Source organism: Desulfocastanea catecholica, from assembly GCF_054657295.1.
In genome coordinates, this window is sequence record NZ_BAAHYZ010000004.1 from 202259 (window position 1) to 214602 (window position 12344).

General features: G+C 52.2%; 13 protein-coding genes. 9 read left to right on the forward strand and 4 right to left on the reverse strand.

Translation table 11 applies throughout. The features are described from left to right. The first annotated feature begins 88 nt into the window (after positions 1 to 88). The 4 genes from ACYQ8U_RS05535 to ACYQ8U_RS05550 are packed head-to-tail and all read left to right on the forward strand — an operon-like array spanning position 89 to position 2423. Complete coding sequence (locus ACYQ8U_RS05535; protein WP_459944521.1) at positions 89 to 850, forward strand: DUF1538 family protein; 762 nt, start codon at positions 89 to 91, stop codon at positions 848 to 850. Positions 851 to 863: 13 nt separating this feature from the next. After that, positions 864 to 1658, forward strand: a complete 795-nt coding sequence (locus tag ACYQ8U_RS05540) for a DUF1538 domain-containing protein (protein ID WP_459944522.1) — start codon at positions 864 to 866, stop codon at positions 1656 to 1658. Beyond that, complete coding sequence (locus ACYQ8U_RS05545) at positions 1648 to 1995, forward strand: P-II family nitrogen regulator (RefSeq protein ID WP_459944523.1); 348 nt, start codon at positions 1648 to 1650, stop codon at positions 1993 to 1995. The genes ACYQ8U_RS05540 and ACYQ8U_RS05545 overlap by 11 nt, the downstream gene beginning before the upstream one ends. A 23-nt stretch (positions 1996 to 2018) precedes the next feature. Beyond that, a complete protein-coding gene (locus ACYQ8U_RS05550) occupies positions 2019 to 2423 on the forward strand; it encodes a CBS domain-containing protein (protein WP_459944524.1) in 405 nt (134 codons plus the stop codon). Between the two features lie 93 nt (positions 2424 to 2516). Here ACYQ8U_RS05550 and ric read toward each other — a convergent pair whose 3' ends face one another. From ric to ACYQ8U_RS05565, 3 genes are all read right to left on the reverse strand, one after another. Further along, positions 2517 to 3233 carry an iron-sulfur cluster repair di-iron protein gene (ric, locus tag ACYQ8U_RS05555; RefSeq protein ID WP_459944525.1) on the reverse strand — a complete coding sequence of 239 codons (717 nt, stop codon included), beginning with the start codon at positions 3231 to 3233 and terminating at the stop codon, positions 2517 to 2519. Positions 3234 to 3328: 95 nt separating this feature from the next. Continuing rightward, complete coding sequence (locus ACYQ8U_RS05560) at positions 3329 to 3937, reverse strand: DUF6448 family protein (RefSeq protein WP_459944526.1); 609 nt, start codon at positions 3935 to 3937, stop codon at positions 3329 to 3331. Between the two features lie 61 nt (positions 3938 to 3998). Further along, the gene (locus ACYQ8U_RS05565; protein WP_459944527.1) at positions 3999 to 4319 is read right to left on the reverse strand and encodes a cupin domain-containing protein; all 321 of its coding nucleotides are present in this window, start codon (positions 4317 to 4319) and stop codon (positions 3999 to 4001) included. 194 nt (positions 4320 to 4513) lie between these two features. Here ACYQ8U_RS05565 and norR point away from each other — a divergent pair, with 194 nt between their 5' ends. Beyond that, positions 4514 to 6073: a nitric oxide reductase transcriptional regulator NorR gene (gene norR, locus ACYQ8U_RS05570; protein WP_459944528.1), complete on the forward strand. Its 1560-nt coding sequence runs from the start codon at positions 4514 to 4516 to the stop codon at positions 6071 to 6073. 80 nt (positions 6074 to 6153) lie between these two features. Here the strand turns inward: norR and ACYQ8U_RS05575 are convergent, their stop codons facing one another. Then, positions 6154 to 6915, reverse strand: coding sequence for a MipA/OmpV family protein (locus tag ACYQ8U_RS05575; RefSeq protein WP_459944529.1), 762 nt, complete (start codon positions 6913 to 6915; stop codon positions 6154 to 6156). Positions 6916 to 7344: 429 nt separating this feature from the next. Here ACYQ8U_RS05575 and ACYQ8U_RS05580 point away from each other — a divergent pair, with 429 nt between their 5' ends. Genes ACYQ8U_RS05580 through ACYQ8U_RS05595 form a run of 4 tightly spaced genes read left to right on the forward strand, consistent with a single transcriptional unit; the run spans position 7345 to position 12312 of the window. Continuing rightward, positions 7345 to 9882: a molybdopterin-dependent oxidoreductase gene (locus ACYQ8U_RS05580; RefSeq protein WP_459944530.1), complete on the forward strand. Its 2538-nt coding sequence runs from the start codon at positions 7345 to 7347 to the stop codon at positions 9880 to 9882. After that, entirely contained in the window at positions 9879 to 10553 is a 675-nt protein-coding gene (locus ACYQ8U_RS05585; RefSeq protein ID WP_459944531.1) for a 4Fe-4S dicluster domain-containing protein, read from the forward strand. Before ACYQ8U_RS05580 ends, ACYQ8U_RS05585 begins: the two co-directional genes overlap by 4 nt. 2 nt (positions 10554 to 10555) lie before the next feature. Further along, positions 10556 to 11785 (forward strand): NrfD/PsrC family molybdoenzyme membrane anchor subunit, encoded by a 1230-nt coding sequence (gene nrfD / locus ACYQ8U_RS05590; RefSeq protein ID WP_459944532.1) that lies wholly within the window; start codon positions 10556 to 10558, stop codon positions 11783 to 11785. Beyond that, complete coding sequence (locus ACYQ8U_RS05595) at positions 11785 to 12312, forward strand: TorD/DmsD family molecular chaperone (protein WP_459944533.1); 528 nt, start codon at positions 11785 to 11787, stop codon at positions 12310 to 12312. The genes nrfD and ACYQ8U_RS05595 overlap by 1 nt, the downstream gene beginning before the upstream one ends. Positions 12313 to 12344: the final 32 nt, after the last annotated feature.

Here is a 12344-nt window from a genome sequence, read left to right on the forward strand (position 1 = left end):
TGGCTTAACCGCACATCATCCGGTACCATAATCTAGAGTAGAAACATGAGCATGAACATTTTTCCATAGTGTTTTAATGAGGGCTGGTATGGCTTTTTACGAAAGATGGGTAAAAATCATCATTTCGATTATCCTGAAGAAACTCAAAGATGCCCTTACCGACCTGCTGCCGATTATCATCGTTATCGCCTTTTTCCAGATTGTGGTTCTCCGGCAGCCCCTGCCCCATATTGAAGATGTTCTTTTTGGTACTGTTCTCGTCGTTATCGGACTTGGTCTCTTCGTTCAGGGGCTGGAAATGGGGCTTTTCCCCATAGGCGAGACACTTGCCCATACCCTGGCCAGGAAAGGCAGCCTTTTCTGGCTTCTCTCTTTTGCCTTTGCCCTGGGATTCTCAACTACTGTCGCGGAACCCGCGCTCATTGCCGTTGCCGCCGAGGCGGCGGAAATAGCCAGTAGCAGCAACCTTATTGGCCAAACCCCCGAGGCAGTCAAGCAATATGCCTTCGGACTTCGTATGACCGTCGCCTTTTCCGTCGGCCTTGCCATCCTCATCGGTGTCCTGCGTATTATCCGCGGCTGGCCGATTCATTATCTGATCATCGGCGGCTATATGATTGTCATGCTGATGACCATCATTGCACCGCAAGAGATTATCGGCATAGCCTATGACGCCGGCGGTGTCACCACCTCGACCATCACGGTACCTCTGGTTACAGCTCTTGGCGTGGGGCTGGCCGCTATTATCAGAGGGCGCAGTCCGCTGCTGGATGGATTTGGTCTGATCGCTTTTGCCTCCCTGCTGCCGATGATTTTTGTCATGGGCTATGGTTTGATGGTTTTTCGATAAACAGGGTACCGTTATGGAATTTTTCTCTGATTTTTTTACAATGCTGCTGGCGACCGGGCGAGACGTACTGCCGATCATAGCCCTGATCACCGGCTTTCAACTGTTCGTCCTGCGCCAGCCGATTCCCCATCTCGGTCGGCTCCTTGTCGGCGGCGTCTATGTCGTCATCGGCCTGACGTGCTTTTTGCTAGGACTTGAAAAAGCACTTTTCCCCCTGGGAAAAATCATGGCGGCGCAACTGTCCGATCCCACTTTTATTCATGGGGCCGGGAATGTCGGCAACGCCGGGGATTGGCGCGCATACGGCTGGGTGTATCTTTTCGCACTGCTCATCGGCTTTGCCACGACCATCGCTGAACCGTCGCTTATTGCTGTCGCCTATAAGGCAAATGAGGTCTCGGCCGGGACAATAAGCCAGTGGGGCTTACGAATTACCGTCGCCATCGGGGTCGCTGTAGGCATAAGCCTCGGCGTTTTCCGAATCGTCAGCGGTACGCCGCTTTATCTGTACATTCTGGCAGGCTATATGATAGTTATCGTACAAACCTTTTTTGCCCCAAAAAGCATTATCCCCCTCGCCTACGATTCAGGCGGCGTTACCACCTCGACGGTAACAGTACCACTGGTGACCGCCCTCGGCCTTGGCCTTGCGGCCAGCATCCCCGGGAGGAACCCGGCCCTGGATGGTTTCGGTCTTATTGCCTTTGCCAGCCTTTTTCCAATTATAGCCGTCATGGGATATGCGCAAATAATGCAATGGAGTCTCAGTAGAAAAATAAAATCGCAGGAGAAGAAACATGCGCTTTAAACTCATTTTATCCTCGGTCAAAACAGCTATTACCGATAATGTTGTTGATGCGGCAAAAGCAGCCGGCGCTACCGGCGCGACTATCATACCCGCCCGGGGGACTGGTATCCGCGAGGCAAAAACCTTTTTTGGTCTTTCCCTGGAGGCGCAGACCGATATCATCATGCTCCTTGTCGAAGAGCATGTGGTTGGAAAAATTATGGAAAGTATCAAGACAGCCGGGGAGTTCCATAAACCTGGAACCGGCATAGCTTTCGTGCTCCCTGTTGAACAGGTGATCGGACTGGAGAGCCAGATGGAAAGATTTAAAGAAGAGGTTCGTGACAGTTATTTATAAAAATACTAACGGAAAAGGATACCATGACACAGGAAAAAACACCAATACTTCGGGCAAGAGACGTGATGCAGAACAAGATTGTCTCCATTGACGGGATGGCCACGGCCCGGGAAGCTGCCGCTCTAATGCGCTCTGAAAAGGTTTCATGCCTGCTGGTCCAGAAGCGGCATGACGATGACGCCTGGGGCATCGTCGTCACCCAGGATTTTATCAGAGGGGTCTTCATCGCCGGCCGCCCTTCGAGCGAGGTAAATGTCTATGAAATCATGACAAAGCCAGTTATCAGCATACCGGCCGATATGGATATACGCTATGTCGCCCGCCTGCTTTATAGAGCCGGTATACGAAGAGCCCCCGTGGCGGATGGAGAGGAAATTATCGGCATGATATCTCTTTCCTCGCTTATTCTTGATAATGAACTCTTTTAGGACGGTTGGCCAGGATCGGCGGCAAGCATCGACCCCATAAGTTGCTGATATGCAAGTTATGGGGAAGTTGGAGAAGAATTTTTCACGAGGCCATCAAAGCTGCATCGCCTTTAAGAAGAGGATATTGTTTTCAAGATGGACATGTTTATGAAGATCGTCTTCGAATTCCTTGAGTTTCTGATACGTGACCGTGAAGGTATTACAGACATCATCCGGTATGGCATAGCCCTTGGCCAGGTGACGGATTTTATGGACTGCATCACCAACTACCTCATGTTCCTGAACAAGGTTTTCGAGGGAATTTCTGACCTTCTCCGTATCATCGGCTGAAGGTGCGCTGCCTGCCTTTCCGGCCGCTTCTATTCTTTTCAGAGCCGGAAAAAACTCTTCCTCCTCTGTTTTCAGGTGGTCCATCAAATCACCTGCTATTTTATCGAATATTGAGGCAATCTCTATCACTTCAGGATGATGAGCCCCATGAACGGAGGCAATCTTGCGGGTATACCCGGTTATCGGCCCGGTGTTTTCCTTGATATACGTGTGGTGGACATTGATTATGTAATCAATGAGAAAGGACAGATCCCAGGAGGTATAGTCCTGGCTTCGATCGATCTGGTCTTTCTTCACAGCCTCTATTTCTTCTGCGATTATTGCAGGATCGATCCCTTTTTCCCGGCAGCCGGCCTGGAGTGAAACGTTTCCACCACAACAATAATCAATGCCGTGATTTTCAAAGACCTGTGCCGTTCGGTAATCTTCTGCGACAATCTCGCCTATTGATTTATCTGATATATTCCCTGCTCCAGTCATTTTGTTCACCTTTTGCAATCATTTTATTTATATAAAAGACAATCTGGGGAGAAAACCCGCTCAAACACCTTCACATCATCTTCTCCCCCGGTCGTTTAGTGTTCGCTGTGATCTCCAGCTCCTTTTATCATCCCATGAATCCCTTCAGCAAAATGGGTAAACTCGACATACGCCTCGACATATTCGCGCCCTAGTTCAACACTTTTATCAGCTTGTTTGCCGGCATCGATCACTTTGTCAAACCGAGTTGTTAATCCATTCTTCAAGGCGGTAGTCAGCACATTTGCCAATTGATCTACAGAACCATTTTCTATAGCCTTATCAGCTAAGGCCACCGCGGGATCAATGGATGAACTGGGTTTTAAACCTGTATAAGGAGCACCTTCACCAGCGCGATGGATGCGGACCAGTGTTTCAAAAAAATAGGCGTCGGCCAGCGTTTTCGCTTCATCGCCCAGCTGCCTGACTGCCAGAGTATGTTTGTAGACAGCCTTGATGGCACCTTCTTGGTCTTTTGAAACCCATTTTAAAACCGGGCTAACATCACCGGTCTGAAGAGCCTGCCGGGCATCAGCCACAACAGGACCGTCCAGAGTATCGCAGTGAGCAAGTGCGTTGCCTGCATTTGCCATAACAAAAAATACGATTAATGCGATTATTGCTCCCGGCAGTTTTATCGTTGATAAGGTAAATACGTTTTTCATTACCATCTCCATTTTCTTTTTATATGGTTATAATTCCGCTTTTTTTGGTTTCTGTGGGCCGTCAAATTGGCGGGGCTATTGTCACCAGGATTCTCATTTGAGTTTTGGCTCTTACTCCATGGGGCTCCCGAATCTGCGATATAAGGATATCGCCCTGTGCCGCCGGTAATTCCGTGTCTCCCTCCCCGAGAAAGTAGCCCTCTCCCTGCAACACCTGGATTGAAAGTTCGCCATCCAGATCATGACTATGAACCGGAAAGGTGACGCCTTCATCGAGGTTGAAATTGACTATTTTAAAACTCGGGGAATCTTCTACCAGAAAGAATCGCTTCAGTGCTCCGGGTGTGAATTCGTCTGTATCTGTTAATTTTAAAATTTTCATGATTTCTCCTTTTGCGGGTTGCGGTGAGTCAGCCTGGGTGGAGCTGTTATCGGTATTCTTTTTCTTACTTTTGGTATTGCAACAGGTATGCCAATTATTTATTCATATCATTCCAGAGAGTTAAAAACGGTGTCTCCGTTTTTACAACAGATCAATGTTGCGATTCACATAACAGTGTTGTTATATTGGCAACCATGGATAAACTACATACCCTAACGGCCATAGCCGTCGACCTCACAGCAGTAATGAGCGCGAAAGACCGTTATCAGCGATTATTGGACGCTCTGCACCGGGCCATTCCTTATGATGCGGCGACACTTTTACGAGTCCAGGGGGACAAGCTCACGCCAATCGCTGCAAAGGGTTTGACGCCGGATGCCATGGGACGGGTGTATACCAGGAGTGAACATCCTCGTTTGGATCTGATCTGTGATTCCACCGTACCTATAATCTTTCCAGGCGACAGTCCTCTCCCCGATCCTTTTGACGGCATGCTCGTTGCCGACCCGGAAGCCATACATCACATCCATGCCTGCCTCGGCTGTCCGCTTTATGTCAATGACAACCTGGTTGGCGTTCTTACCGCCGATTCTCTTGAGATTGGTGCTTTTGACGACCTTCCCAAAGAATATTTACAGACCATCGGCTCGATGGCCGGCGCCCAGATGCAGGTCGCCGATTTGCTGAAAGCTCTTGAAGAAAAAGCTGAGCGGCAGGGCCAGATTGCCTCAGATCTGATGCAGGATGTGGCAACCCAGAGAGGATGGGAGATTCTTGGAAAAAGCCCGGTCATTGAAGAAATGCGGCGGGAAATCGAGCTTGTTGCCAAATCCGACTATACCGTTCTCGTTCTTGGCGAAACAGGTGTCGGAAAGGAGCTGGCTATCAGAGCCATCCACCGGCTTTCGAACCGCAGTGATAAGGCTATGCTGTATCTCAATTGCGCTGCACTTCCAGACTCGCTTGCCGAAAGTGAACTTTTTGGCCATGTTAAAGGGTCCTTTACCGGGGCAAGCAATGACCGGGCCGGTAAATTTGAACTGGCCGATGGCGGGACGCTCTTTTTGGACGAAATCGGTGAATTGTCCCTTGAGATCCAGGCCAAAATTTTACGAGTCATTCAAGAAGGTGAAATACAACGAATCGGCTCGGAAAAAATGCTCCATGCTGATGTTCGCCTCCTGGCAGCGACAAACAGGAACCTCGAAACAGAGGTGCGGGCAGGCCGTTTCAGGGCCGATCTTTATCACCGGCTCAATGTCTATCCGATAAGGGTGCCGGCACTCCGTGAACGAAAAGAGGATATTGCAATTCTTGCCGGATTTTTCGTTACGCAGGCAAAAAAACGGCTCGGCCTCGGGGAAATCAGAATAAGTGATGCCGCATTGCAGCTGCTGAATCGCTACAGCTGGCCGGGCAACGTCCGTGAGCTGGAGAATATATTGTCAAGAGCAGTGTTGAAAGCATCGCAGGGGGCAAACCATGAACAGCACCTGAAAATACAGCCCGAACACCTGGCCGGAGATCTCGGATCCGCGCTCTATGTGCACCCGGCGCCTGAATACCAAGCTCCCGTTCAAGCGCAGGAAAAACTTTCGTTTCGTGACGAGGTCAAATCATTTCAAATACGTCTTATACAATCGGTACTAGACCAAAACGATGGCAACTGGGCTGCTGCAGCTCGCCAGCTCGATATGCACCGCAGCAATCTCCATAACCTTGCAACCCGTCTTGGCATACGGGCTAAGAAGTGAGTCGATAACAGTCAATCGTCCCTGACTTGCAGGAGGATGAGCTGGTCACCGAAAAGATCCCCGCAGTATATAAGTGATGGCTAAAAATGGAAAACACCGGTTGCTCCAACGAAAAATTGCCCATCATCTTCAACGATCGGGCTGTCCTCGGCATCACCAAGAAGCATCTTGTAGCCAAGATTTCCGACCATCGACCATCTATCACTGATGCTGTAGTCGACAACCATATGCACGGTGACATCCTTAAACTCTCCATCATCAGCACTATAGTCGGGAAGTGTGCTGGTACCCCGGTTACCCGAATCCACCTGGAAATAGGTCTCCATATAATTGTCGCTGGCATAGGTCGTCGATGCACCTAAGGTTATTGCCGTTACTTCGCCGCTGTATACTTTGTAGTCTCCGCCAAGAGTGACGAGATAGCCGTCATATTCGTCTGAGACGTCGGCAACAAATTCCAGAGTTGTACTCCAATTACCGAATACGCCGGTAAGGAAGAAGCCTGCCTCGAATGCATCATCAATTTTTTCCATCCTGTCAACATCATCGTTGTCAACGTCATCACGTTCAGGGCGATATTGGAGAAGGGGGCCAAACTGGAATTTATCATTGAGAATATTCCATTTCAGTTGATTGCCACGCAACATGACAAACGATCCATCCCCATAGGAATACTTGCCAAATACAATAGGATACGCTTCATAATCTTCAGAACCTTCATAATCCGGGGCCATGCCGACACCAAGCCCAACGGCGGAATTGTAATCCGCAGCCAGTGCTGACTGGCAAACGAGCAGACCGCCTACGACTGAAGTAAGTATAACCTTCATGCATTTTTTCATTTTTTTCTCCTTGAATGTGCGACAGTAAGGTGATCAGCAGGTGCTTTCTCCGGGGGTCGTAAAATTACCTTTTCTAACAAAGAGCCGTCCAAGCTAATGCTGCATTATCCTACCCTTCCACAGCAGTTTGCGCAATTATTTTGTCGCTGATGCCAGTAACCGCCATATGGACACAGTCAAGTTTTCAAGAATAACATTTCTCCCTGGTTTTCTTCCACCAGGCGCTATTAGCCAATCGCTGCCTTTTTTCCTGTTTTTTAGACCGAAGTAATTTTGCTGTTGTTTGACTTGAGTCAAGTTTTAATCAAACGGCCTGAAGTATTATAAAAAAAACTCTGATATCGAGGCTGACTCTCGCCCCGGAAAGAGCAGGTGTCGTTCATCGGTTATTACTTATTCGATCGTTACTTATCACAGGAGCAGATCGCCATGCATATTGACAGACGAGATTTTTTGCGGGGGGCGGTTGGCGCAAGCTGTGCCCTGGCTTTCGGTTTGAAATTCTTTCATTTTTCAGATGATGCAGCCGCCTACGCGGCAGAGGTCGATCAGCTGATCCGCTCGACCTGTTCGCCGAACTGCACCGGGGCCTGCGGCTTCAAGGCCCGGGTTACCCAAGGACGCCTAAGCACCCTGATTCAGGCGGCGGACTACCCGGAGGATTCCTATAATCCCCGCGGCTGCCTGCGCGGCCTGTCGATGATGGATTTGATCTATGGTAAAGACCGGCTGAAATATCCGCTGATCCGTACCGGCCCCCGGGGCAGTGGTCAATTTCGTCGGGCAAGCTGGGATGAGGCCCTCAACTATACCGCCGACAAACTGAAAGAAATCACCGGCAAATACGGCCCGGAGGCGATAGCCACGACTATCCAGGTGCCCGGCACCGGCTACGTCCAGAAGGGGGCAATGGTCGCTCTGGCCGGCCTCGCCCACTGGACCATGCATCACGGATACGATCAGAACGGCGATCTGCCGATGTTCTGGCCGATGACTTTCGGGGTGCAGAGCGAGGAACTGGAATCCCTGGAATGGGTCAATGCCCGTTCGACCCTCATTTTCGGCTCGAATGTCATCCAGACGCGGCTGCCCGATGCCCATCACCTGCTCGAGGCGAAAAGACGCGGCCGGGTTGTGGTCATCGATCCGGATTTCTGCAGCACCTCGGCCAAGGCCGACGAATGGATGCCGATCAAGGCCGATACCGATGCCGCCCTCGGCCTGGGCATGGCCAAAATCATCATCGACCGCAAACTCTACGATGCGGAATTTCTAAGGGATTTTACTGATTTTCCAATTCTTGTCCGCCAGGATACCGGCAAACGGCTGCTGGCCGGCGATGTCCAGTCTCTTGCCCTGCAAGCCGAAAGCCAGACCATTCCCGACTATCGCCGACTCTTTGTCTTCCACAACGAAGAGGGTTTGCAGATACTCAATCCGGAAAACCTCAGCCCGACCGGGGCCGATCTTGAAGGGGAATATGACATAACCCTGGCTGATGGCCGGTCGATCAAGGTCGAGACGGTCCTCACCGCCCTGCGCAAGACGCTGGTTGACTATGAACTCGACCAGGTCGCCGCCATTACCGGTCTCGATCCGGCACAGATTGAACGGGTGACGCTCGATACCGCTACGAATACGCCGGTGCATGTTATCTACGGCGCCAGTAATTACCAGTGGTACAATGGCGACCTCAAGGGCCGAGCTCTTTCCTTACTGCCGGTTTTAACCGGCAGCATCGGCAAGAGCGGGGCCGGCATTTCCACCTATGCCGGGCAGTATCGTATACGTTTCGATCTGGCGAGCTGGTGGTTTCCGGAAGGGTCAAAGCTGAACTGGGTGCCCTATCTGCACTTTCTCCAGGGCGAAGGTCCGAGATATCCAAAGAACGGTATCAAAGCGATGATCGGGGGCTGGGGCAATCCCTTTGACCAGCACAACATGAGCAACCGTTTGAAAGAGCGGGCGACATCCGGCGAGCTGGAGTTCATCCTGACCACCGACTTCCAGATGTCCACCAGCTGCATGTGGTCCGATGTGGTATTGCCGGTGCCCTCCTGGTACGAAAAACATGATCTGACCGCCACCATCCTTCATCCCTATCTGCAGCTGCAGCAGCCGGCGATCAAGCCGCTGTTTGAAAGCCGGTCGGAACTGTGGATTTTCCGCGAACTGGCGAAACGGATCAATCCGGCCTTTGAGAAGCACTTTTTCCCGGAGCTTGACGAGAATGAAGCGGCCCTCAAGGTCATTGAAATGCTCCTGGAAAAGGGCGGCTTTGAAACGAAGGGCATTACCCTGGCCATGCTGCAAAAGGGGCCGGTCCGGCTGCATTCAGCGGCACCGGGGGATCGCCAGGTACCTTTTTATGAACAGGTCCACCACCGCCAGCCTTTCCCGCCACCGAGCTACCCCGCCCCGATCAAGGCCACTGCCCAGTTTCTGCGCAGCGGGCGGATTGAATTTTACAAGGACGAGGATCTCTTTCTCAGCGAAGGCGAGCAGCTGCCGGTGCACAAGGAAACGTTCGCCGAGACCGAGTATAAAGTCAATCCGGCAGCCCGGGACAAATACCGCTTACGCTACGTGACCAAGAATTCCCTGTACCGGGTCCATTCCACTCACTCGAACAACAGTATCCTGCTCGAATTGCAGGACAATAAGCCCAAGGTCTTTCTCAACCGCCAGGATGCCCAGGAACGGGGCATCAACGATGGCGATCTGGTACAGATCTTCAACGATCGGGGCCAGACCCGCGCCCATGCCGTGGTCGATCCCGGCTGCAGCGCCGGCACGGCAATCTTCGAAGAGGGCTGGTGGTCGCGGTATCTGGCGGAAGAGGGGTATAATTCATTGACCTATCCCTGGATCAAACCTTTGCATGAAATTTATTTCGTCCCCGGTATGTGGTCCCCGACCACGGTGTGGAATGAATGCCTGGTGGATGTCAGGAGGATGAGCGTATGAAGATGGGCATGGTCATAGATCTGGAAAAATGTATCGGCTGCCGATCCTGCATGGTCGCCTGCAAACAGCACAACGCCCAGCCACCGCAGACCTGGTGGAATCGGGTGTTCACCCCCGGCAGCCACCGCCACCTGACGCCGCCGGAGGCCGGGGTCGAGTTTTTCCTGCCGGTACACTGTCAGCACTGCGAAAATGCGCCCTGTGCAAAGGTCTGTCCGGTTGGAGCAACCTATCACGCCGAAGACGGCGCGGTACTCATCGACTTTGAGCGATGCATCGGTTGCCGCTACTGCATGTCGGCCTGCCCCTACGGTGTCCGCCAGTTCAACTGGGAAGATCCGGCAGAGGCGCATAAAAGATCCGAGTACCAGGATAAATACCATTACGGCTACCCGGAAGAACACCGTCATGAGGGGCGTCTGGTCTATATGCCGATGCGGCCGAAGGGTATCGTCGAAAAATGCACATTTTGCACGCAGTACCGCGATAAGGGCGAGCTGCCGGCCTGTGTGCAGGGCTGTCCCGGCAAGGCCCGGTTTGTCGGCGATCTCGATGATCCGCACAGTGACGTGAGCAGGATGATCAAGGCCCGCAATGCCTTTAATCTTTTGCCGGAAAAAGGCACCAAGCCCACCGTTTTTTATCTGCCGCCCAAGGCCAAGGAGGTGTAATCATGTCGTTGAAAATGAGAATAAGTATGTGGCTTTGCGCTGGTGTTTTTCTCGTCGCCCTGGTCGCCTGGGTCTATCAGCTGTGGCAAGGCCTGATCCTTACCAACATGCAGAATTCCTATAGCTGGGGGCTGTATATCTCCGGGCTGGCCTTCTTTGTCGGCAATGCCGCCGGGGGTCTGGTGCTGACCTCGTCGATCTACCTCTTCGGCGTCAAAAAGCTGAAACCCCTTGCCAAGCTCGGCGCCCTCACCGCCTTTGCCAATGTCACCGCGGCGATGCTCATCGTTCTGCCGGATATTGGTCAGCCGATACGGCTTTACAACCTCATTCTTCACCCAAATTTCATGTCGCCGCTGGTCTGGGATGTCATCGTCCTTAATCTGTACGCCCTGGCCTCGGCCATCTATCTCTATATCCTGCTGCTTCCCGACCTTACCGGCAAGCTGAGTCGGCTGGCAATCAAGGTGGATAATCCGCACGAATTTTCCGAAAAGTGGGCGAAACGTATCGCCCCCGTGGCCCTGCTGTTTGCCATCGGCATCCATGTGGTTACCGCCTGGATTTTTTCCACCCAGGGCAGCCGCGACTGGTGGTTTTCACCGGCGATGGCTCCGGATTTCGTTTCGGTGGCCATTGCCGTCGGCACGACCGTCGTCCTTTTGGCCGGCGCGCTGGCCTACGGCACCGGCGAAAAATACCAGGATGCCTATGGCATTCTCGCCCTGATCATCTTCATGGCCACCTGTGTGCATCTCTTCTTGATGATGAACGACCTGGTCATCCATGCCTGGTACGGCAATGCCGAGACGCACCGGATCATGGAAATTGCTTGGGGCGATTTTGCCTGGGCGCATATCTTTGAAGTTGCCTCTCTGGTGGTCGCTGCCGTTTTGCTCATGCTGAAGGCGGTGCGACGCTCCCTGCCGTTACTGATGCTCAGCTGCGGATTATTCATTGTCGGGGTTTTTGTCCATCGCTTTTTGATTATGCCCGCAGCCTATAACGCAATCCCGATGACCATGGTACCCTTCGGTCTGCCGAATAGTCACTGGTCGCTGCCCATTGCTTCGGGCCGGTTTTTCCCTGGCTTAAGTACCTTTGTCGACCAGTACAGTTATATGCCCTCGTCGATCGAAGTGATCATTCTGCTGGGTATCGTCGCCTATGCCCTGTTCCTTGTTCTTCTGGCCATCGACAGGTTGCCGATTCTCGTTAAGGAGAGGATGTAATGACCGATAGCGCCAGGCAGATGCATCCAGGGCTGCAGTGTATTTCCTATCTGTTCAGCTATCCGGCAGTACAGGCCGAAGTTCACCCAGTGCCGGAAATTCCCGGCATCGATGTCGGCACCCTGCTTGGCGAAAGAAAAGGCATCGATCACATCCTGCTCGAAAACGAGTATGTCCGGCTCTTTATTAACGCCATGCCGGAAGTACCCTGCCCGCCCTATGGTTCCGTCTATCTGGAAGGTTCGGTGATGGGCGAGTCGACGCTGAAGGTTGCAGCCATCTACCAGAAATACGGCGTGGCAAGCGAGGAACCGGCGGATCATATCGCCGTGGAAAGTGAATTTCTCGCCTGGCTGCATGGACGGGCGGCGACAGATGGTGATGCCCAACAGGATTTCACCTACCTGCTCGGTCACCTGCGGCAATGGACCGACCCTTTTTTCAGTAAAGTTGCCGAGCACGATCGACTCGGCTGTTTTCGGCACGCTGCTGAAACAGCCCGCCGTGTCCTTGCTACTCTCGAATAATGACCGATGCAGGAGTCTGTCGGAGAAAATGG